The sequence below is a fragment of the Chryseobacterium glaciei genome, assembly GCF_001648155.1.
In the GTDB taxonomy this organism is placed as follows: domain Bacteria; phylum Bacteroidota; class Bacteroidia; order Flavobacteriales; family Weeksellaceae; genus Chryseobacterium; species Chryseobacterium glaciei.
Genome location: NZ_CP015199.1, coordinates 1,769,290 through 1,792,148 on the forward strand (window position 1 = coordinate 1,769,290; position 22,859 = coordinate 1,792,148).

The window sequence follows — 22,859 nt, forward strand, 5'->3', positions numbered from 1 at the left end:
CCCAAATATAATTTATTTTCATAAAATAATAGACTAAAAATCACATATTCATAAAAGTTATTATTTAAACCAAAAAAAAATCTAAAAACTTGCGCCTTTAGATTTACAATTACTATTTATTCTGAAAAATTAAAACGGCTGCAATACTGATGTTGTTAATACAGATAGTGACATATCTGAATTTAAAAATTCTGTATTAACGGCTCTTCCGATTCCTAACGTTCCACCATTTAAATTTCTTTTTGTGCAGGCAGCTTTTACGGTGTACCCATTTTTTATATCAATATTGGTAAGCGTTGCATTAAGGTTAAAGATTTTATTGGTACCATCTGCTCCTAAAATGACGTCTGTTCTTACTGCTTTCAATTTGTTATCAACAAAAATTCCACAGGCAAAACTTATTGACGCATTAGCGTTAGTCGTATTAGCATTAACGGTTTTTTGAGCAGTAGTCTGGAATGTAAATGTTACTTTATTCGTTGTATTGGTAACGGAAAAAGTGGTCACGGTTCCTGTTAAGACCGTCCAGTTTGCAGTAATATCCATATTTTCTGGATAAGGACTTATAGCTCCGTTATTTCCAGTGAATCCTACCCCAATCTTATCAAAAGTGGAGTTCATAGAAAAAAGAGACATACTCCCCATTCCGTCGGCTACTTTTACATTTTTCCAATCGTTGACATTTAAGCTAGCATTATTGTGAAATATAGTTCCTTTTGCTCCTGCAGTTCCTTTCGTTGCAGATGAAGCTCCGATTCTTATTTCTTTTCCCACATTCAGATCACCATTTACATCCAGAGTATTAACTGGTGTAGGTGTATTGATGCCAACTTGAGCATTGGAAAATATTGCGAGGAAAAATAAGTTTATTAATAATAGTTTTTTCATGATTTAGTTTGTTATCGCATTAAATACCTGTGGAACCTCATAAACATCAACTTTAAATGACGATTGAGAGATGAAAGAATCAATATTATTAGAAACACTGGTTCCTATACCTAATGTTATGCCCGCAGGTACGTTATAGGATTTTAGTCTTGAGCAAGCTACACCCACTGAATGTGCTCCTTTTGTAAGGTTTTGAGCAAGACCGATCTGGTTATGGGTAAGGAAAGGATTTGTTGAGTTAACTGCTTTCAGGTTTCCTTGTCTTAGATTGACTAATTTATCATCAACAAAAATTCCGCATGCATAATCAATTGATGTATCTGTAGTTCCTACAGTTGCAAAGTTGGCCTGAATTACCGTTTCAAACTGGAAGTAAGTTTTACTTTCCGTACTGTATACATTAAATGTCTGAGATAATCCCGGAATCTTTTTGAACTGACTGAAATTACTAATGTTACTGTTTTTCGTAAAAGAAGCAGATCTTGATGCAATCGTAGGTTCTTCTGAAGAGGTGAAGGTTGTACCCACCCTATCAGAAAAAGAGTTATTATAAATTAAATAAAATTTATTTGTTTCATAATCAGGAATACGAAGAGACTTCCATGTAGGTGCAAGTCCTGCACCCTGTGAAACCAAGAGTTGATCATCTCTTCCTTCTGAAAGCTTACTGTCTGCAGCATTCAGAACGACTAATTTACCTCTAAGGTTAATGTTTCCATTGACATCTAAAATTGCTTTCGGTGTAGGAGTAGCTACTCCCACTTGAGCAGAAAGAGATAACCCTATTGTTGAGAATAGGATAAATAATATATTTTTCATTGATTAGTTTACTTTGTAGGTTATAAATTCGATAAGATCTATTTTAAATGCAGATTCTAAAGTAAATGCATTAGAAAGATTACTGTTGCTTGCCACACTTCGCCCAATAGCAAACTGAGCATTTAAGTTTGATGCATTAATTTTCCTGCATGCAACCTCAACCTTGTGTACACCTACCGGAACGTCTGGTTCCGTATAATTCAATGTAAAAATATAATCCTGGATACCATTTTTTTCAGAATTATTGTTGGAAGAAATTTTGTCCGGACGTATCGCTACAAGCTTACTGTTTCTGAAAATTCCGCAAGTAAAGCTTACATTCTGAGATGCATCTGCTACTGAAGATTTCATTTCAACCCCGGTCTGGAATTGATACGTAAGTCTGTTTAGCCCGTTTTTAATCGTAAAATTATTCTCAAGGCCGGTAATTTTAACCCATTTTCCTTTACTAGAATCAGTGATATCATCACCAACACTGTTTTTATAAACACTGTCTCCCAAGACTCCGTTAGAAAGAATAGTAATACCTGCTTGATCCGATGACAAATACGAATTGGTTAATTTGTACTGCCCTTCCTCCATAAAGGAGACATTATTCAATGATTTCCATTGAGGAGAGATCCCATCTCCCTGAGAAACCAAAACTTGGCCATTTACCCCGGCATTCCCGACCTGGGTTGAAGTACCTGCCATTCTAAGTTCTTTTCTTAAGGTGGTTTTCCCGTTGACATCGAGAGTTGCTTGGGGAGTACTAATCCCAACGCCCACCTGTGCGTGAGTATAGACTGACAATAGTCCGACTACGCATAAATACATATTTTTTTTCATAATAAGGACTGCAAAGGTAAAGAAAAAAATCCCTTTAAAAGTCCACATATATTACGTAAATCAATAGAAACAAGCGATTTACAAGATATTTTTAACCTATAAAAAAGTGGAATTATTTCATTTTTAGTTGAATTAACTCCTTTTTTTCTGTGTCAATTTTATACCATAATTCACCTTAAAGATATTTATTGTGTTATATTTTATCAACAAAAGGTGATTTTATTACATACAGATATTCTCCATCAGATATACTTCTGTGGCATTTTTATATTAATCGAAAATAGTGGGATTGAACTAATCTTTAAAGTAAATTAATCTTAAAAATTTCTCTTTAAACAGTGAAAAATAGAGCGTTTATTCTTGTAATTTTCTAAGAGTCAGGAATAAAAAATTCTACGTTAATTTAATATTATTTTAATAAAAATTTTTGTTCATTTTGTTAATACCTGACGAATGTCATCTATAAAATAAATATTTCAACAAATTCTACTGATTTTCACTATTGAAAACATCGAATCTGTTGAAATATACTACTTTGCTTCAAATTTGATCAATTTGAGACAATATAATTTTTCCCTTTAAATGGAATTAATTTTCATTTTTTAAAATTGATCTTAGTAGATAATTCACCTCATCGACATTTATTATGCTATCTTTTCTCATCATTAGGTGATTTCCATCCTTACTTACTTTCTCCTTCAATTGGGCTTCCGCAGGATTTAAAGTTAGATAGTTAATAATATTTTTAAACTTACTTGTCTGGTAGAATTTGTCTTGAGGGTTAGCCGGGAAGTACCCTAAAAACACCCCATTTTTCATGACAATCTTTTCAAAACCAATATCTGAAGCGAGCCATTTTAGAGCCACACTCTTTAATAAATTAATAGCTTCATTGGGTAAATTTCCAAAACGGTCGATTAATTCTGTTTCAAATTTTTGTAGATCTGCCTCATTTCCAATTTCCGCGAGCTTCTGATAAAGTAACAATCGTTCTTCAGTATTAGAGATATAAAAGTCGGGAAGCATTAATTCCAGATCGGTATCAATGTTGACATCTTTTACAGATTTAAAGAGCTTATTTCGATCTTCTTCATTATCAAATAAATCTTCAAAATCTTTATCGTCTTTCAGTTCTTCCAGCGCTTCCTGCATTAATTTTTGATAGGTTTCAAAGCCCATTTCATTAATAAATCCACTTTGTTCGGCACCTAATAAATCTCCTGCTCCACGAATTTCCAAATCTTTCATCGCAATCTGGAAACCACTTCCAAGATCCGAAAACTGCTCAATCGCTTCCAAACGTTTTCTTGCATCTGCAGTCATCATATCATAAGGCGGAGTGATCAAATAACAAAATGCTTTTCTGTTGCTTCGTCCTACCCTTCCTCTCATCTGGTGAAGATCTGCCATCCCGAATCGCTGAGCATCATTAATAAAAATGGTATTCGCATTCGGAACGTCTACTCCACTTTCAACAATTGTTGTGGAAACCAGAACGTCATATTTACCTTCCATGAAATCAAGAACATTCTTTTCGAGCTGCTTTCCTTCCATTTGACCATGACCGATGATTACTCTTGCATCAGGAACCAACCTTTGGATTAATCCGGCAATATCTTTAAGGTTTTCAATTCTATTATTAATAAAATAAACCTGTCCGTCTCTTTGCAATTCATAAGAAACTGCATCACGAATTATTTCTTCATTAAAACCAACAAGCTGTGTATCTACAGGCTGTCTGTTTGGCGGTGGAGTTTTAATTACCGATAAATCTCGTGCAGCCATCAATGAAAACTGTAATGTTCTCGGAATTGGTGTTGCCGTTAAGGTCAATGTATCAACATTACTTTTTAAAGTCTTCAATTTATCTTTTACCGAAACTCCGAATTTATGCTCTTCATCAATAATTAATAAACCTAAATCTTTAAACTTAACACTTGCGCTTGCCAATTGATGCGTTCCTATTATAATATCGACTTTCCCTTTCTTTAAAGCGTCCAATGTTTCAGATTTTTGTTTTGCCGTTCTGAAACGGTTGACATAATCTACATTTACCGGAAAATCTTTTAACCTTTCTTTAAAACTTCTGTAATGTTGAAAGGCCAAAATCGTTGTTGGAACTAAAATCGCAACCTGCTTCCCATCTGTCGCCGCTTTGAAAGCAGCACGAACAGCAACTTCTGTTTTACCGAAACCTACATCTCCGCAGACTAACCTGTCCATTACAGTATCGGCTTCCATATCTTTTTTTACGTCAATGGTTGCTTTTTCCTGATCGGGAGTATCTTCATAAATAAAACTTGCTTCCAGCTCATTTTGAAGGTAAGAATCTGGTGTAAAAGCGAAACCTTTTGCCGTTTTTCTTTCAGCATATAATCTGATAAGGTCGAAAGCAATCTGTTTTACCTTAGCTTTTGTTTTTTGTTTTAATGATTTCCAGGCGGGCGATCCCAACTTGCTTAGAACAATTTCTTTTCCGTCCGGCCCATTGAATTTTGAAATCTTATGAAGTGAATGAATACTTACATATAATAAGTCTCCATTTTTATAAGTCAGTTTAAAACATTCCTGAATTTTACCGTCATTATTCACCTTTACCAATCCCATGAATTTTCCAATTCCGTGATCGATGTGAGCAATGTAATCTCCAATTTTCAGAGACATCAGATCTTTTAGGGTAAGCTGTTCAGATTTTGCGAAGTTGTTTTTCGCTTTATATCTTTGGTAACGGTCGAATATCTGGTGATCTGTGTAGACCAAAAGCTTGTGGTCGTTATCTACAAATCCTTCATGAAGTTCAGATTTAAAGCTTTTAAAAGGTACTTCATGCTCCAGTTCTTCAAAAATAGATTCGAGTCTTTCTTTTTGCTTTTCTGTAGAGAAAGAAATCCAGGTTTCGAAACCTTCACCTTGTTTCTCTTCTAAATCTTCAATTAATAATTCAAAGTTTTTATGAAAAGTTGGTTGTGAAGTCTGCTCAATTTTAACCTCAGAAATATCTTTTAAACCTTCAATCGAAACACTGCTGAAATCAACTGTTTTAAATTTTTTATAATCAAACAAAAATTCCTGATCAGAAATAAATAATTCCTGTGGCGCTCTGTGAGCTATATCTTTACTTAATGTTTCAAATTTTTCCAGAGACTTTTCGTAGAATGATTTAATTCTCTGAAGTCCTACAACTCCATTTTTAGAAACAACAAAACTCTCTTTCGGCAATAATTGAAGCAAAGAAACTCTGGTTCCTGAAACTGAAAAGTTCATATTGGAAACCAATTGTAATTCTTTAACTTTCTCGATGGAAAGCTGGGTTTCAATATCAAAAGTTTTTATGCTTTCAACCTCATTTCCAAAAAAAGTTACACGGTAAGGCTTTTCGTAAGAATAAGAAAAAACGTCTACAATTCCTCCTCTCACAGAAAATTCGCCCGGTTCGGAAACAAAATCCGTCTGTTGGAAATTGTAATGCGTAAGTAATTCATCCACAAAATCAAAGTCAAGCTGGTCGCCCACTTTGATCTGATGAGAAATTGCTTTAAAATCTTCTTTCTTTAAAACCTTTTCCGATAAAGCCCCGGAATAAGCAACAATAACTTTCGGAGATCTGCCTGAATTTATTTTATTTAGAACCTCAGTTCTTAAAACCAAATTGGCATTCTGCGTTTTTTCAACCTGATAAGGCTCAAGATGAGTTGCAGGGAAATACAAAACCTTCTCTTTTCCCAGCAGATCTTCCAGTTCTGTATTGATGTATAAAGCATCTTCCTTATCATCAACTACATAAAGAATTGTATGTTTTTGCGTTAAGAAAAGTTCTGCTACAAAAATAGAACCCGAAGATCCTGCACTTCCTCTTACAGAAATGTGTTGATTATTTTCCAGTTGAGTAAAAATTTCTTTTCCAAATTCCTTTTTCAGTAAATCCGGAAGAAACTTTTCGTTGATTGTTTTTAACTGCATAAATAGTAATGGTGTAAAACGACAAAAGCGATTTCGGGAGTTTTCCGAAACCGTTTAAGACAACACAAATATAAGGATATTTTTTTCGACAATAAAAAATTGCGGATTACTCAAAATTTAAAATAAATAAGATAAAAATCATTAAATCTTAATTTTTTACTAAAAATTCTAATTAAAAGTTAAACTAATTCTATTATTTCCACTCGGCATAGAATTTGGCTAATCTACCTTACAAAACTCTTAAAGAAATAATATTATGAAAAAAGCAATTAAAATTTTAGGTATCTTTATATTGGTACTTGTCACGGCAATGTCATTCTCATCTTGTAGTGATGATGACGACCCAACAAACAATGATTTCTTCGCAGGAACATACAAGGGAAAGGTATCTTACAAAGATGGAAGTACAGATATTAACACCGACAACGGTAGCGTATTTGTAACAAAAATTGCGAGTGGTACAAAGTATAACTTCGCATTTTCGAACAGTATTCCTGATCTTAATGGGATCGAATTCAATCAAGAAGGTGATCATACATTAGTAATGATAGGATCAAACGGAACTTCTTACATAAGAATTGATAATAACGACTTGAAAATCGTATACATCAAGGATGGTAAAACCTGGACAGCCAACTGTACTCGTTAAACCAACTTTTCATACATATGTTAGGACCTGCTTTCGGAAACGGAAGCAGGTTTTGTTTTTTTAATAAAATACTTTAATATTTTTTTAATCTGTAATAAACTTTAGTTAAGTTTCTAAAAGTGAGTTTCTCAGTCCGATTTTTGCATAACTTTGATTCAAGAAAAACAAATAATACAATTATTATGAAAAAATTAATCACAGCAATGTCAATAGTATTAGGACTAGGATTTGCTACTGCTCAACAAACAGCTCCCGCAGCAGCTACCAAAGCTACTCATCAGGTAACAAAAACGGCTAAAACGGTAGATACAAAAGCTGCAAAAGTAGCAGATACTAAAATGGCAAAGCCTGCAGCTACCTCAACAACAGCTGTTAAAATGAAAAAAGACGGAACTCCTGACAAGAGATATAAAGAAAGTCAACATCTGAAAAAAGATGGTACCCCAGACAAAAGGTATAAGACAAACAAATAAACTCAACTTATAGTTGTTATTTTCATAATCAAATTTCGAAGAACCGATGATACTCATTCATCGGTTTTTTTATTTCATATTTCATTAAAATAGCATCAAATTATTTAGTTATTTATAAATTTGAACCATGTTAAACTTCCTAAAGAAAAATATAGCGCTGTCTTGGGCAAAAAAGCACGTCCGAAAGGCTGAAGAATTCAAGAAAAATGCAGAAAAAAACCAAGAAGATTTGCTTTTATCTTTAATAGAAACAGCAAAAAAAACGCTGTTTGGAAGAGAGCATGATTTTGAAAACATCCATTCTATTCAAGAATTTCAGGAAAAAGTTTCCGTTGCAGACTATGAAGATCTTAAACCTTACATTGAAAGAGTAAAAAAAGGTCAGGCCAATATTTTATGGACAGAAACTCCTGAGTATTTTGCAAAAACTTCTGGAACAACTTCAGGCGCAAAATATATTCCAATTTCTAAGGAAGGAATGCCATTTCAAATTGCCGGAGCTCAAAGCGCGTTATTCCATTATATTGCTCAGAAAAACAGCGCTGATTTTGTAAAAGGAAAAATGATTTTTTTACAGGGAAATCCCGAATTGGAAGAAGTTTTCGGGATAAAAACAGGACGACTTTCAGGAATTGTGGCTCATCACATTCCAAATTATCTTCAAAAAAACCGTTTACCGAGTTTAGAAACCAATATGATTGAAGATTGGGAAACTAAAGTCGATAAAATTGTTGAGGAAACAGAAAAAGAAAACATGACTTTGATCTCTGGAATTCCACCTTGGTTGATCATGTATTTTGAAAAATTAATTGAAAGAAACGGCAAAAAAATCAAACAACTTTTCCCAAACCTTCAACTTATCGTTACCGGCGGAGTTAATTATGAACCTTACCGCGATAAAATGGAAGAATTATTGGGTGGAAAAGTTGATATTATTCAAACATTTCCAGCTTCGGAGGGATTTTTTGCGTTTCAGGACGACTATAAAAAAGAAGGACTTTTACTTTTAACCAATCATGGAATTTTCTATGAATTTATTCCTTTAGAAGAATACGGAAAACCGAATGCGAAAAGATTAACCTTAAAAGAGGTTGAACTTAATAAAGATTATGCTTTAATTTTAACGACAAATTCAGGTTTGTGGGCGTATTCAATTGGTGATGTGGTAAGATTTATTGATAAAAATCCGCACAGAATTTTGGTAAGCGGAAGAACAAAGCATTTCACCTCAGCTTTCGGAGAACATGTGATTGCTTTTGAAGTTGAAGAAGCTATGAAAGCAACCGTAGAAAAATATCCCGCTCAAATCACGGAGTTCCATCTTGCTCCAGAGGTGAATCCTGCGGAAGGACTTCCCTATCATGAATGGTTTATAGAATTTGAAAAAGAGCCGGAAAATTTAGATTTATTTAAAAATGAACTTGATGAACAGCTCAGAAAACGAAATACTTACTATGATGATTTGATCTCAGGAAATATTCTCCAAAAACTTCATATCAGCAGATTAAAAAAGAATGCTTTTCATGAATATGCAAAATCTCAGGGGAAATTGGGCGGTCAAAATAAAACACCAAGACTGGCAAATGACAGAAAAATAGCAGATTTATTAGAAATCTATAAATTTTAAACACATTTTTTTGATTCCGGAAACATATATTCGAAAAAAATTATAAATTTGGAAAACTAAAAAATTAGAATGAAAGCATCTGTACTTTTAAAATCATCTTTGTTAACGTCTTTATTTGTAATTTCTTCTTGTGCAACTACAAAATACTCAGAAGACATTTCTAAGAATAATTATTCTAACCTTGAAGCAGGAAAAATGTATGTGGTTAAAATGAAAGACGGTTCTAAAAATCAAAAAATGTTGTTCCGTAACGTAGATGGCGACAACCTTATTGGTACAGCTGGAAAAAAAGACAGCACAGAGGTTATCATTCCAAAATCTAACGTAGCTTCAGTAAGAGACAGTAGAAAGGCAAGAATTACTGCAGGAGCTGTTGTGATTGGTGCGGCAGGTGTTGCGGCATTGGTTTTAAGTTCTTCAAGAGCTGACTAAAATAGATTTTATCTTTCAGCTTCTATTTGATTTATCATTTAAAAAATCATAATATCACTAGCCTTAAATGAATATTTAGGGCTATTTTTGTGAATGATTTCGTTTACCCCGCTAAAAACATTGCAAAATGTTGAATTCAGGAATCTTCTTACAGGAAGATTTTTTATTGTTTTAGCCTTTAGAATGCTCGCTACTTTACTTGGATGGTGGGTGTATCAATTAACAAAAGATCCGTTTTCCATTGGTTTGATCGGTCTTTCGGAAGTAATTCCGGCCGTAAGCTGTGCTTTGTACGCTGGCCATGTTATTGATATGAATGAAAAAAAGAGGCTTTTACTCATTTGTAATTACGCTTATTTTTTTCTGATCGGATTATTGCTTATTCCGGCTTTTCTGAATGTACAAATGCATTTTACAGGACATCAAATTACCTATTTTATCTACGCTGTTATTTTCTTTACGGGGATTGCAAGAGCTTTTATTGGACCAATCGTTCCTTCGATGATTCCAAAAATTGTTAAAAAAGATAACCTTCCCAATGCTGTAACTTTAAATCAGGCAACTTTCTTAATATCATCTGTTTGCGGACATGCCATTGGAGGATTTCTTATTGGTTATTTTGGAGTAAAATGGACATTAGTTGTTATCATTTCATTAATAATTTTCGCTTCAATATTTTTCTGGCAATTAAAAAAACAATACTCTGAACACAAAAAAGAAGAAGTAAATGTGGTGGAAAGTATGCGTGAAGGAATCTCTTACATCTTTAAAACCAAGGAAATACTAGGTGCATTATGCCTTGATATGTTCGCCGTTCTTTTCGGTGGCGCTGTTGCAATGATCCCTGTATTTGCTACTGATATTCTTAAATCAGGTGCTGAAGGTTTCGGATTATTAAATGCTGCCTCAGATATTGGCTCTATGTGTATTATAATAACTTTATCTATTATTCCGTTAAGAAAAAACCAAGGGAAAGTATTGCTTGGAGTGGTAACGGGATTTGGATTATGCATTATAGGTTTTGGATTATCTCATATGTATTGGCTTTCGTTCATGTTCTTAGTATTAAGCGGAATGCTTGACGGAATTTCGGTAGTGATAAGAGGAACAATTGTTCAGTTGAAAACCCCAGACCACATCAGAGGACGTGTTTTAAGTGTAAATTCTATTTTCATCATGTCGAGCAACGAAATGGGACAGTTTGAAAGTGGAGTTATGGCAAAATTACTAGGAGTAGTGCGCTCTGTAGTGTTTGGAGGAACAATGACGGTGCTTATAGCATTACTTGTGGGAACTACCAATTCTAAGCTTAGAAAAATGCAATATTAAACCAATATACCGCATTTCATTAAATATATAATAAAAACTTTAATTAAACGTTAATAATTTTTTATATTTGCTTTATAAAATTTCCCCTTTATGAAAAAACTTCTACTCATTTTTCTGATACCTTTATGTCAGATATTTTATGCACAAGAAGATTGTGCTACAGCTTTAGCTGTTTGTGGAAACTCAGGGTTTTCCTACACACCTTCCGGATTCGGAACACAGGAGCTTCCAGATGGGAACTGTGGTATTTATGTAGAAAAATACTCTGTTTGGTATAAATTTACAATTGCCACAGCAGGAACTCTAACTTTTGTAATTACTCCTTTAACAACAGCAGCAACAGATTATGACTTTTACGTTTGGGGACCAAATGTGAATTGTGCTACTAAAGGAAACACTATTAGATGCTCGACTCCCTATACAAGCGGGGCTACAGGTCTTAATATGACTTCAACAGATTTATATGATGGTGCCGGAACATCCGGTAACGGAGACGAATGGGTAAAATACATGGACGTTTTACCGGGTCAGACGTATTACCTTTTAGTAAATAACTATTCAGCTAATACCAACGGATTCTCTTTAACTTGGGGTGGAACAGCTACTTTGGCTTCTCCATTTAATGATCCTGCTCTTACTCCCAACCCGTTTATAGCACCTGGAACGCCTAACGCAAACCCGGCAAATCCAAATGAGGTAATTGTTTGTACAAGTCCTGCAGTTTTTGATTTCAGTACTTTATCAGCGGGTATCGTTAATAACAATCCAAACTTTACTGTAACTTATCATACATCTCAAAATGATGCATTGTCTGGAGCGAGTCCAATCGTAACACCAATTACAGTTAACACAACAACGACGTACTATTACAGCATCCATTATACGGATCCTACAAACCCTGCTAACCCGATCAACTCCTGTAGGCAGATAGGTACGTTTAAATTTAAACTCGGAAATATTACTGCTAATGATGTTACAATGAATGCTTGTAACAACAATAATGCAGGTATTGCAACATATGATCTTACTTCTACAGCTTTAGCCGTATTGAATGATCCTACTGCGACCCAGAAGTATTACCCGACAATGGCAGATCTTAATGCAGGAACTAATGAAATTACAAATCCTGCGAACTATGTATCTTCAACAGGTGTAGTGTATGTAAAAGTAACAACTCCTCAGGGTTGTGCCGATACCGCTACGATAACATTGAACTTCTTCCCGGTTGTCATTGTAAATGATGCAACATTAAGAGCTTGTTTTATTGAAACGAATCCTTCAACAGGTTTATTCAATCTTACCAACGCTTCGGTTACAACACAAGGAGGTATAACTAAAAAATATTATCCATCTTTAACAGATGCAATAAACGGTACAAATGAAATTAACCCTACAACGGCAGCGGCATATATCGCTCCAAATGGTGTAATTTACATTAAAGTAACAAACGGAAACAACTGTTACGCTATAGCTAAGGTGACTCTAATTGTAATTCCTCCAGTTTATTCTACGGTGTTACAAGACAAGATCATCTGTATGGAAGACAAGACTACACTAGATGCAGGTCCAGGATTCAATGCATACGAATGGAGCACAGGAGCTACCACTCAATCTATCAGCAACGTAGGGGTTGGAACTTATTGGGTGAAATTGAAAACAGGAGACTGTACAGCAATTCAAACGGTTAAAATTTATCCTTCTGAGCAACCTGTAATCTCTACAATTGATATTTCAACTACTACTGTTACAGTGTATGTTGTGGCTGGAACTGCTCCATATAAATATTCAATGGACAATATCAACTGGCAAGATTCTAACGTTTTCGCCAATGTACCAAGAGGTAACAATACGGTATATGTAAAAGATTCATACGACTGTGAGCCTATTCATGTTGAAATTGTAGTTCCAAATCTTATCAACGTGATCACTCCAAACGGAGATGGTGTAAATGATGTGATTGATTATTCTGCATTAGCAAATAAGCAAAATCTTATATTCAACATTTTTGACAGATACGGAACTAAGATCTTCCAGGCTGACAAAACGAATGGCTATAAATGGGACGGTACTTCCAATGGTGGTAAAAAAGTTCCTACAGGAAATTACTGGTACTCTGTGACGTGGAATGAGACTGATAAAAAAAGCACTCCTTTCAAATACTCAGGATGGGTAATGGTTAAAAACAGAGAATAATTAATAATATATTAAGAAAAACCGCTTTTTCAAGCGGTTTTTTTTACTTCACGAATACTATATTCATATTTTGTTAATATTTTCGTTATTTTTGTTTCATAAAAAGTCAGTTAAAAATGAAAAAATACCTACTTCTTTTAATCTTATTTTTTTCGCAGCTATATTTCTCACAGTCGGATTGTATTACAGCGATCCCCGTATGTGGAAATTCTGATTTGTCCTATACATCTTTAGGTCATGGTGACGTTACGGAAGATCTTATGGGATGTCTTGCATCGGATGAAAACCACTCAGTTTGGTACACATTCACTATTGCAACTTCCGGAACTCTAACTTTCATGATCACACCAAACGTTAATGCAACGGATTATGATTTTGGTGTATATGGCCCGAATCAGACTTGTGGCGCATTAAGTCCTCCTATCAGATGTAACTACGATGGTACAGATGGTCCTACAGGATTAAGCTTAGCAATCACGCACCCTACTGTAACAGGTAGATTGAGTGGTTTCATGAACGTAGTTGCAGGCGAAACTTACTATCTTGTAGTAGATAACTGGGATGGTAGTACAGACGGATTCTCTTTAACATGGGGAGGAACGGCTACTTTAACGTCTGCATTTACAGATCCTGCATTAACACCCAATCCTTTTGTACCGCCAGGTGTAGCAGGACCAACTCCAGACTCTCCACGCGAAATCTTGAGATGTGCGTTACCTACAACATTTGATTTTAGTACTTTAACTAATGCTATTATAAACGGTAATCAAAACTTTACGATTACTTATCATACTACAGGTAATGATGCTGTAACAGGTGACAATCCGATCACAGCTCCAATTACAGTAAACGCAGGAATAATATATTATTACCGAATAAAATATACTGATCCCGCGAACCCCACGAACCCTATTAATGGATGTTTCCAAACAGGAACCTTCAAATTTGTTCAGGGAAATATTACCGCCCGGGATGCCACAATATATGCCTGTAACAATAACAATATAGGTACGGGATTATTTAATTTGACAACAGCAGATGTTTATTCAGGTAATGTTACAAAAAAATATTACCCTACGATGGCTGATCTGAATGCCGGAACTAACGAAATTACAAACCCTGCAAACTATACTTCAGGAGAGAAAAAAATATTTGTAAAAGTAACCACAACAGATGGATGTTCTGATACTGCTGAAATCACATTAAAATTCTATCCTTTAGTAATAGTAACTGAAGCAAGCCTTGAGTCTTGTTATATTGAAACAGCTATCACAACTGCGGTATTCAATTTAACAACAGCAACCGTTTCTACGCTTACAAATCCACCTAAAAAATTCTATCCGACGTTAGCTAACGCAACAAGTGGAACGAATGAAATAGGAAATCCTACTATTTACATTGCTACAACAGGTTCTGTATATGTAAGAGTGTACAGTGCGGATGGATGTTATTCAATTGCTAAAATCAACCTTAAAGTTTTACCTCCAGTAAAATCAACTGTTCTAAAAGACAAAACAATCTGTCTTGAAGATAAAACGACTTTAGATGCAGGCGGAGGATTTGATGGATACGAATGGAGCACAGGAGCAACAACTCAATCTATCAGCAATGTAGGAGTTGGTGAATACTGGGTAAAACTGAAAACTGGAAAATGTTATACATTACAAGTAGTACATGTATATGCAACTCAACAACCTGTTATCTCAAGCATTGATATCACAAACAATACAATCACAGTAAACGTAAACGGCGGAACTGCACCTTACAAATACTCTTTAGACGGTATCACTTGGCAGGATTCTAATGTATTTTCAGATCTTCCAAGAGGAGAAGTAAAAGTATATGTAAAAGATTTCTACGACTGTAACCCTATCGATGTACAGGTAACTGTTCCTAATCTTCTTAACGCGATTACGCCAAACGGAGATAACAAAAATGATTTTATAGATTATTCTGCATTATCTTATAAGAAAAATCTACAGTTTATCGTTTACGACAGATACGGAAATAAGCTTTACACAGCCGATAAAACCAGAGATTACAGATGGGACGGTACAGCAAGCGGTAAGAAAATTCTTACAGGAACTTACTGGTACAGTATCTCTTGGAACGAAAATGACAAAAACAATACTCAAACAAAATATAGTGGATGGGTACTTGTAAAAAACAGAGAATAATTTAATTCTTATATATTTAAAAATCACCTCAATTTTGGGGTGATTTTTTTATTAACACAACCCGCCTTTTATTGATGGTATTTTAAAACAAATCTGGCGGAAAATGTTAGTTACTATTTTCAGATTATTTTTGAAATAACCTATCTTTGCACAATGGCGCAGAAAGAAACATTATCATCTCTTACCCACGGAAACTTCGCGAAAGAGTTGTCAATTGCTGATGGAAAAATGCCTCCTAATGCAGTAGATTTTGAAAGATTGGTTATCGGTACTTTTTTAATTGATAAAAAAGGGCTAGACCATTCCATTGACCTTCTTACTCCTGAAGTATTTTATGATCCGAGACATCAGGTGATTTTCACAGCCGTTCTAAAATTATACGAAGGAAACCATCCTGTTGATTTAATGACAGTTATTCAGGAACTTAAAAAGGAAGAGAAACTTCTTTTGGCGGGTGGTGATCACTATATTGTTGATCTTACGATGGGAGTCAGCTCCTCTGCGCATATTGAATATCACGTTCGTGTTATCCTTGAAAAATATATTTTAAGAAGTTTAATTAATGTTTCCGCCAACGTAATTGATTCGTCATACAAGGAATCTACCGACGTTTTTGAACTTTTAGATAAAGCCGAACAGTCATTCTTTGAGATCACCAACGGAACCATCAAAAAAGGTTTCGACACAGCAAACTCATTGGTAAAACAAGCGATTGAAACCATTAAATCCCTAAAAGACAAAGAAGGAATCTCCGGAGTACCTTCAGGATTTAGAGATATCGATAAAGAAACCGGGGGTTGGCAAAATTCCGACCTTATCATTATTGCTGCCCGTCCCGCGATGGGAAAAACAGCGTTTCTACTTTCGATGGCGAGAAATATTGCTGTAGGACATAAAATTCCGATGGTACTTTTCTCTCTGGAGATGGCGTCTGTACAGTTGATCACCAGAATGATCGCCTCTGAAACAAGAATTTCATCCGAAAAATTAAGAAAAGGAACTCTGGATGACGAAGAATGGCAAAGACTTTTCTCCAACGTTTCCGAGCTGGAAAATGCTCCGCTTTTTATTGATGAAACTCCTTCCCTTTCGATATTCGATTTCCGCGCAAAATGCCGAAGACTGGTAATGCAGCATGATGTAAAACTAATCATGGTCGATTATCTCCAACTGATGACAGCTGGTAGTGGTGGAAAAGGTGTTGGAAACCGTGAACAGGAAATTTCCATGATCTCACGTTCATTAAAAGCAATTGCAAAAGAATTAAATGTTCCTGTAATTGCACTTTCACAGCTTTCAAGAAGTGTGGAAACCCGTCCCGGAAAAAGACCTCAACTTTCAGATCTAAGGGAGTCCGGAGCGATTGAGCAGGATGCGGATATTGTGTCATTTATCTTCAGACCGGAATATTACAAAATTACTGTTTGGGATAATGATGATGAAGGACAGGAAACAACAACAGAAAACCAAGCCGAGCTTATTATTGCAAAACACAGAAATGGTGCTACAGCAGACGTTAGACTATCTTTCTTAAAACATTTTGCGAAATTTGGAGATATTGAACACGCGACAGGCGGAGGTTTCCCTTCTGATTTCGGCACACCTGAACCTAGTGGTTTTGATAAAATAAAAACGACCATTCAACCGGGTGCAGCATTTGACTTACCGGATAGTTCTAAACTTTCAGGTTCTTCGATGAATGACTTTGATGATGAAGATGATTTTCCTTTTTAAAATTTAAGGATAATTTTACTTATAAAGACTTTCATATTAAGTCCATATTTTTTTGACACTTAAGTATTTTAAGTTTAAAATAAAGCTCATTAAAGAACACTTAAGTTTTCAAAAATCTTTGATTTTTATCTTATTTGTACTTTTTATTTTTAAAGTAATAAACTCTAAAACTTAAGTGATCTAAAGTGTTTAAATAATAAAGCTTTTGTGGTTAATTATTTAAAAATTTCAAACGATTTTAATTTTTACATACAACAGATTTGAGAATCGAAATATACACAGACGGCGCCTGCAGCGGAAATCCCGGAAAAGGAGGTTACGGAATCGTCATGCGCGTACCTGAAAAAAATTATCAGAAAACTTTCTCAAAAGGCTTTCGTAAAACAACCAACAACAGAATGGAACTTCTGGCTGTCATTACAGCGTTGGAAAAATTAAAATCTCCCGACAACGACATTCACGTCTTCACCGATAGTAAATATGTATCTGACGCCATCAATCAAAACTGGATCGCCGGATGGATAAAAAGAGGCTGGAAAAATGTAAAAAACCCTGATCTCTGGAAAAAATTCATTGAACTTTACAATACCCACAAACCCAAAATGCACTGGATTAAAGGGCATGCAGGGCACTTTGAAAACGAGTTATGTGATAAATTAGCTGTTGCTGCCGCTGCTTCAGGCAATTTGGAGATTGATACCTATTTTGAATCTCTCGAAAACAACTCTCTCTTTTAATTTAATTTTAATAAATCTAAATTTAGGTTAACAATTTTAATTATTTCGCCACTCAAACTACTTTTTATTACAAAATAATCATTATTTTCTGTAAGATTAACATTGAATACATATTTATTGATTAGGATTTAATATCTTTACGCGTCTAATTTAAAGTGCGTTACTAAATGATAAAAAAACTACTCGCTTATTCTACTATTGTTTTTTCCAGCTTTTTCGGAAAAGCTTCTGCTCAAACGTATCAGCTCACAGGAAATCCTGTTACTACAACAGGATGGACAATGGTTTCTCCCACACAGGTAAACACTGATTTTATTCAGCTTACCCCGGATACGAACAACCAATCGGGATCTATAAGACTGAACGATCCAATCAACTTAAAATACTGTGATAAATGGAGGGTTGAATTTGATTTCAGAATGGACTCCAACCAAACCGCTAACGGAGATGGTCTTGCATTCTGGTATCTGGCAAATCCGCCTGTAGCAAGTGTATTAGGCTCAGGTCTTGGAGTTTCTCAAAATGCCGTTGGTTTAATTGTAGGATTCGACACTTACAACAACACAACTACCGCTGTAATGAGCAAAGTTCACGTTGCATACGGGCAGGTTGTTAACACTACCGACACCAACAACGTAGAATTCTTTAATGTCGCAGGAAGTTCTTTCCACTCCCCGGATATGAATACAACTTTACCATTTCAGGGAACAACTTATAAACATGTTGAAGTAACGGCTGAAGTAAATTCTGCCTCTCCTACTGGCTGGACGATCAAGATTACAATTGATGGAAACATTATCTGTAATCAGCCTTTTGTTCCTTCAGGTGCAGCTGCTGCAATGACGATCGGATATTTCGGATTTTCTGCTTCAACAGGAGGAAACAGATCAAGACATTCTATTAAAAATGTAAAAATTTACACCGATAAAGTTCCAATTCTACAACCAACTGTTACACAATCTTTCTGTCCTAACCCGGGAACAGGATCCGCAACTGTGAATTTGACTTCATATAATAATCAGTTTGTTGCGACTCCAGCTAACTACACTTTTACTTATTATGTATTAGGAAGTTCAACGCCAATTGCTAACCCGACAGCGTATCAATATAACGCCAATACAACAATAACAGTTGTTGTAAAAGATAATGCCGGAATACTGTGTGATAATGCTGATGGTAAGATACAGTTATCACTATCGCCATTCAGCGCAAATAATGCAACACTTACAGAATGTAATAACAACAATATAGGATCTGCAACATTCAACCTTACAACAACGAATGTAACCGGTGTTCTTGGAGTTACCAAAAAGTACTACAAAACAATGGCAGACCTCAACGCGGGAATCAATGAGATCACCAATCCTTCAGCGTATACTTCTGGAGCAGGAGTTGTTTTTGTAAAAGTAACAACCTCACAAGGATGTACTGGTTCAGCACAAATTACACTAGCTTTCCACCCGCTTGTTGTTGTAACTGATGCTACTTTACGATCATGTTTTATTGAAACTGCACCAACAACGGCAGTATTTAATTTAACTACAGCAAATGTCACAGCGCTTGGCAGTACTACAAAAAAATACTACCTAACATTAGCAGATGCAACAGCAGGAACCAACGAAATTGTAAATCCTACAACATATATTTCGGCTAACGCAACGATATATGTAAAAGTAACAACTACAGCAAACGGCTGTTTCAGTTTTGCGAAAATAAATCTTGTCGTTTTAACTCCGGTTACATCATCAGTTTTAAAAGACAAAATCATATGTATTGATGCTAAAACTACTCTTGATGCAGGGGCAGGTTTTGACGGATACGAATGGAGCACCGGAGCAACAACTCAGACTATCACTAATGTTCCTGTAGGAATTTATTGGGTAAAATTAAAAACCGGAGGCTGTATCACAACTCAAATTATAAAAGTAAATCCTTCTGCACAACCTGTAATTTCAAGCATTGATATTAATAATAATACAATTACTGTAAATGTAAACGGAGGAACTCCACCTTACAAATACTCTCTGGACGGAATCACTTGGCAGGACTCTAATTATTTCGAAAACCTTGCAAGAGGAGAAGTAAAAGTTTACGTTAAAGATTTCTACAATTGTGAGCCTATCCAAGTACAAATCACGGTTCCTAATTTGATCAATGCAATTACTCCAAACGGAGATAACATTAATGATTTTATTGATTATTCTGCGCTTGCCTACAAGAAAAACCTAGTGTTTACAGTATTCGACAGATATGGAAATAAGCTTTTCCAAGCTGATAAAATCAAAAATTACAGATGGGACGGCACTGCTTCCGGCAAGAAAATAGTTACAGCCACTTACTGGTACACTATCTCTTGGAATGAAAATGATAAAAACAATACTCAAACAAAATATTCTGGCTGGGTACTTGTAAAAAATAGAGAATAATATATTTAAAACTCACTCCATAATCGGAGTGAGTTTTTTATGAACTATATATCTGCCTTTCAAGCCAATCTCAATTTGGGAACATTGTGGTTTATATTTTTAACTAGAATTACGTTTTTAACTATATAAATGATTTTTTATTACAATTATAATAAATTAAATTACATAATTAACATTTTTAGAATGTTAAATAATAGAAATTCAATATATTTACAACATTAATAATCTAACCAACTTGCTTCAAATGAAAAAAACTTTACTCACTTATTTTTACATCATTTTACTCTGCTTGTCTGGAAAAATGTTTTCTCAGACTTATCAGCTTACAGGAAACCCTGTGGTAACCACAGGATGGGACTTGGTCTCAAGCGCGAACATCGCTGGTGGTGATTTTGTACAGCTCACAGCAGATACGGGAGGACTTTATGGCGCAATAAAACTGGCAGCTCCTATCAATTTGAAATATTGCGATAAATGGAAAGTAGAATTCGATTTCAGAATTGATGGAAACGGAACTACTGCATTCGGAAGAGGAGACGGATTTACATTTTGGTATCTTGCTAATCCTCCGGCAGGATTTGTATCAGGAGGAGGACTTGGAATTCCTGCAAATGCAAATGGTCTTATGGTAGGTTTTGATATTTTTAACAACACTACTGAAGGACAAATGAGTAAAGTTCACGTTTTATACGGAACAAACAATGGTCTTAATAATAATATTGAATACAATACAACTCCTGGAAGTACTTTCCATTCTCCGGATCTTATCGCAACTCAGCCGTTTGTAGGGCCTACTTACAAACATGTTGAAGTAAATGGAGAAACCGATCCTGCCATCCCAACAAACTGGCTTATCAAAATAAGAATCGATGGAGTATTAATTACTGATCAATCGTTTGCACCATCAGGAGGAGCAATAGGGATGACAACCGGATATTTTGGGTTTTCAGCAGCAACAGGAGGTGCCAGTGCAAGACACTCAATTAAAAATGCAAAAATTTTCATCGATAAAGTTCCTATTTTAACAAATACGATCACTCCTTTTGTATGCGTAAACCCTGCAACAGGAACAGGAACTGTAGATTTAACATCATACAACACTCAATTTGTAGCTAATCCTGCCAATTACATTATCACTTATTTTGGACCTGGCGGAGTACCTATTACCAACCCAACCAACTTTCCATATTCTGGAAACACAACAATAACGGTAGTGGTTAAAGATCCATCATCTACATTATGTGATAATGGAGATGGGGTCATTAAATTAAATCCAACTCCTTTCGCTGCCGTTGATGCAACATTAACCGGGTGTAACAACAATAATGCTGGAGTAGCAATATTTGACCTTACAACAGCAGCTGTAACAACAGTTACCGGAGTAACAAAAAAATTCTACCCAACATTAGCAGACCTCAACGCAGGAACTAACGAGATTTTAAATCCAACTACATATTCTTCTGCTCCAGGTTTTATCTATGTAAAAGTAACAACTCCCCAAGGTTGTGTTTCTAATGCAAAAATTACACTAAACCATTTCGCCGTTGTAACAGTAAATGATGTAACATTGAGAGCTTGTTTCATTGAAACAAATCCTTCAACGGGTTTATTTAATCTTACGAATGCTTCTGTAACAACACTGGGAGGAATTACTAAAAAATATTACCCGTCTTTAGCTGATGCACAAAACGGCACAAATGAAATTCCGGCTACAGCAGCAGCGGCATATACAGCTCCAAATGGTGTAGTATACATTAAAGTTACAAACGGAAACGGATGTTATGCGATTGCAAAAGTAACCTTAATCGTAATTGCTCCGGTTTATTCAGCTGTTTTGAAGGATAAAACAATTTGTATGGAAGACAAAACCACTCTGGACGCAGGGCCTGGATTTAGTTCATATCAATGGAGTACAGGAGCTACAACTCAATCTATCAGCAATGTAGGAGTTGGAACATATTGGGTGAAAATTAAAACAGGAGATTGTATAGCAACTCAAAAAGTAACAATTTTCCCTGCAGAACAGCCTGTTATCACAAATGTTGATATTTCAACTACAACAATCACCATTAATGTAATGGGAGGAACTCCGGCTTATCAATATTCAATGGATAATATTAACTGGCAGGATTCTAACATATTCAAAAATGTACCGAGAGGTGACAATAAAGTATATGTAAAAGATGCTTACGATTGCGAACCTATTGATATCACGATTGTTGTTCCTAATATTATCAACGTAATTACTCCAAACGGAGACGGAATAAACGACGCTATTGATTATTCTGCATTAGCTAATAAGAAAAACCTTGTCTTTAATGTATTCGACAGATACGGAGCTAAGATCCATCAAGGCGACAAATCTACAAGATACAGATGGGATGGAACTATCGCAGGAAGAAAAGTTCCCACAGGAAGCTACTGGTATTCTGTAACATGGAATGAAAATGATAAGAAAAATACGCCTTTCAAATACTCAGGATGGGTATTGGTTAAGAATAGAGATTAAGACAGAATTATTCTATATAAAAGAATCACTTTAAAAGTTTAAAGTGGTTCTTTTTAGAATAGACCCCTAAAAGCGGAA

Annotated in this window: 15 protein-coding genes; 11 read left to right on the forward strand and 4 right to left on the reverse strand. The window is 35.2% G+C overall.

Annotation, left to right across the window (positions count from 1 at the left end):
• Window positions 1–129 precede the first annotated feature (129 nt).
• From A0O34_RS07870 to mfd, 4 genes are all read right to left on the reverse strand, one after another.
• A complete protein-coding gene (locus A0O34_RS07870; protein WP_066753453.1) occupies window positions 130–888 on the reverse strand; it encodes a hypothetical protein in 759 nt (252 codons plus the stop codon).
• Between the two features lie 3 nt (window positions 889–891).
• The gene (locus A0O34_RS07875) at window positions 892–1,707 is read right to left on the reverse strand and encodes a hypothetical protein (RefSeq protein ID WP_066753460.1); all 816 of its coding nucleotides are present in this window, start codon (window positions 1,705–1,707) and stop codon (window positions 892–894) included.
• 3 nt (window positions 1,708–1,710) lie between these two features.
• Complete coding sequence (locus tag A0O34_RS07880; RefSeq protein ID WP_066753463.1) at window positions 1,711–2,535, reverse strand: hypothetical protein; 825 nt, start codon at window positions 2,533–2,535, stop codon at window positions 1,711–1,713.
• 588 nt (window positions 2,536–3,123) lie between these two features.
• The gene (gene mfd / locus A0O34_RS07885) at window positions 3,124–6,495 is read right to left on the reverse strand and encodes a transcription-repair coupling factor (protein WP_066753465.1); all 3,372 of its coding nucleotides are present in this window, start codon (window positions 6,493–6,495) and stop codon (window positions 3,124–3,126) included.
• A 256-nt stretch (window positions 6,496–6,751) separates the two neighbouring features.
• On the opposite strand from mfd, the gene A0O34_RS07890 reads away from it, so the two are divergent.
• The 11 genes from A0O34_RS07890 (at window position 6,752) to A0O34_RS07940 (ending at window position 22,781) form a co-directional block, all read left to right on the forward strand.
• On the forward strand, window positions 6,752–7,144 hold the full coding sequence (locus A0O34_RS07890; protein WP_066753468.1) for a hypothetical protein: 393 nt from the start codon (window positions 6,752–6,754) through the stop codon (window positions 7,142–7,144).
• A gap of 182 nt (window positions 7,145–7,326) precedes the next feature.
• Window positions 7,327–7,617 (forward strand): hypothetical protein, encoded by a 291-nt coding sequence (locus A0O34_RS07895; protein ID WP_066753471.1) that lies wholly within the window; start codon window positions 7,327–7,329, stop codon window positions 7,615–7,617.
• A 127-nt stretch (window positions 7,618–7,744) separates the two neighbouring features.
• Window positions 7,745–9,244 (forward strand): GH3 auxin-responsive promoter family protein, encoded by a 1,500-nt coding sequence (locus A0O34_RS07900; RefSeq protein WP_066753474.1) that lies wholly within the window; start codon window positions 7,745–7,747, stop codon window positions 9,242–9,244.
• 69 nt (window positions 9,245–9,313) lie between these two features.
• On the forward strand, window positions 9,314–9,676 hold the full coding sequence (locus A0O34_RS07905; RefSeq protein WP_066753477.1) for a hypothetical protein: 363 nt from the start codon (window positions 9,314–9,316) through the stop codon (window positions 9,674–9,676).
• Between the two features lie 93 nt (window positions 9,677–9,769).
• On the forward strand, window positions 9,770–11,005 hold the full coding sequence (locus tag A0O34_RS07910; RefSeq protein WP_066753480.1) for an MFS transporter: 1,236 nt from the start codon (window positions 9,770–9,772) through the stop codon (window positions 11,003–11,005).
• Window positions 11,006–11,095: 90 nt separating this feature from the next.
• Entirely contained in the window at window positions 11,096–13,198 is a 2,103-nt protein-coding gene (locus tag A0O34_RS07915) for a T9SS type B sorting domain-containing protein (protein WP_066753483.1), read from the forward strand.
• A gap of 116 nt (window positions 13,199–13,314) precedes the next feature.
• Entirely contained in the window at window positions 13,315–15,375 is a 2,061-nt protein-coding gene (locus A0O34_RS07920) for a T9SS type B sorting domain-containing protein (RefSeq protein WP_066753485.1), read from the forward strand.
• Between the two features lie 153 nt (window positions 15,376–15,528).
• Window positions 15,529–17,109: a replicative DNA helicase gene (gene dnaB, locus A0O34_RS07925; protein ID WP_066753487.1), complete on the forward strand. Its 1,581-nt coding sequence runs from the start codon at window positions 15,529–15,531 to the stop codon at window positions 17,107–17,109.
• Between the two features lie 260 nt (window positions 17,110–17,369).
• The gene (gene rnhA / locus A0O34_RS07930) at window positions 17,370–17,846 is read left to right on the forward strand and encodes a ribonuclease HI (RefSeq protein ID WP_066753489.1); all 477 of its coding nucleotides are present in this window, start codon (window positions 17,370–17,372) and stop codon (window positions 17,844–17,846) included.
• 167 nt (window positions 17,847–18,013) lie between these two features.
• Window positions 18,014–20,272 (forward strand): T9SS type B sorting domain-containing protein, encoded by a 2,259-nt coding sequence (locus A0O34_RS07935; RefSeq protein WP_066753491.1) that lies wholly within the window; start codon window positions 18,014–18,016, stop codon window positions 20,270–20,272.
• A gap of 244 nt (window positions 20,273–20,516) precedes the next feature.
• The gene (locus A0O34_RS07940; protein WP_082891127.1) at window positions 20,517–22,781 is read left to right on the forward strand and encodes a T9SS type B sorting domain-containing protein; all 2,265 of its coding nucleotides are present in this window, start codon (window positions 20,517–20,519) and stop codon (window positions 22,779–22,781) included.
• Window positions 22,782–22,859: the final 78 nt, after the last annotated feature.

Excerpts from the sequence above, each read along its gene's own strand:
- A0O34_RS07905 (WP_066753477.1), top strand. The coding sequence starts at position 9,314 with ATGAAAGCATCTGTACTTTTAAAATCATCTTTGTTAACGTCTTTATTT.
- A0O34_RS07880 (WP_066753463.1), bottom strand. The coding sequence starts at position 2,535 with ATGAAAAAAAATATGTATTTATGCGTAGTCGGACTATTGTCAGTCTAT.
- A0O34_RS07870 (WP_066753453.1), bottom strand. The coding sequence starts at position 888 with ATGAAAAAACTATTATTAATAAACTTATTTTTCCTCGCAATATTTTCC.
- A0O34_RS07900 (WP_066753474.1), top strand. The coding sequence starts at position 7,745 with ATGTTAAACTTCCTAAAGAAAAATATAGCGCTGTCTTGGGCAAAAAAG.
- mfd (WP_066753465.1), bottom strand. The coding sequence starts at position 6,495 with ATGCAGTTAAAAACAATCAACGAAAAGTTTCTTCCGGATTTACTGAAA.
- A0O34_RS07935 (WP_066753491.1), top strand. The coding sequence starts at position 18,014 with ATGATAAAAAAACTACTCGCTTATTCTACTATTGTTTTTTCCAGCTTT.
- A0O34_RS07940 (WP_082891127.1), top strand. The coding sequence starts at position 20,517 with ATGAAAAAAACTTTACTCACTTATTTTTACATCATTTTACTCTGCTTG.
- A0O34_RS07890 (WP_066753468.1), top strand. The coding sequence starts at position 6,752 with ATGAAAAAAGCAATTAAAATTTTAGGTATCTTTATATTGGTACTTGTC.
- A0O34_RS07920 (WP_066753485.1), top strand. The coding sequence starts at position 13,315 with ATGAAAAAATACCTACTTCTTTTAATCTTATTTTTTTCGCAGCTATAT.
- A0O34_RS07895 (WP_066753471.1), top strand. The coding sequence starts at position 7,327 with ATGAAAAAATTAATCACAGCAATGTCAATAGTATTAGGACTAGGATTT.
- A0O34_RS07875 (WP_066753460.1), bottom strand. The coding sequence starts at position 1,707 with ATGAAAAATATATTATTTATCCTATTCTCAACAATAGGGTTATCTCTT.
- dnaB (WP_066753487.1), top strand. The coding sequence starts at position 15,529 with ATGGCGCAGAAAGAAACATTATCATCTCTTACCCACGGAAACTTCGCG.
- A0O34_RS07910 (WP_066753480.1), top strand. The coding sequence starts at position 9,770 with ATGATTTCGTTTACCCCGCTAAAAACATTGCAAAATGTTGAATTCAGG.
- A0O34_RS07915 (WP_066753483.1), top strand. The coding sequence starts at position 11,096 with ATGAAAAAACTTCTACTCATTTTTCTGATACCTTTATGTCAGATATTT.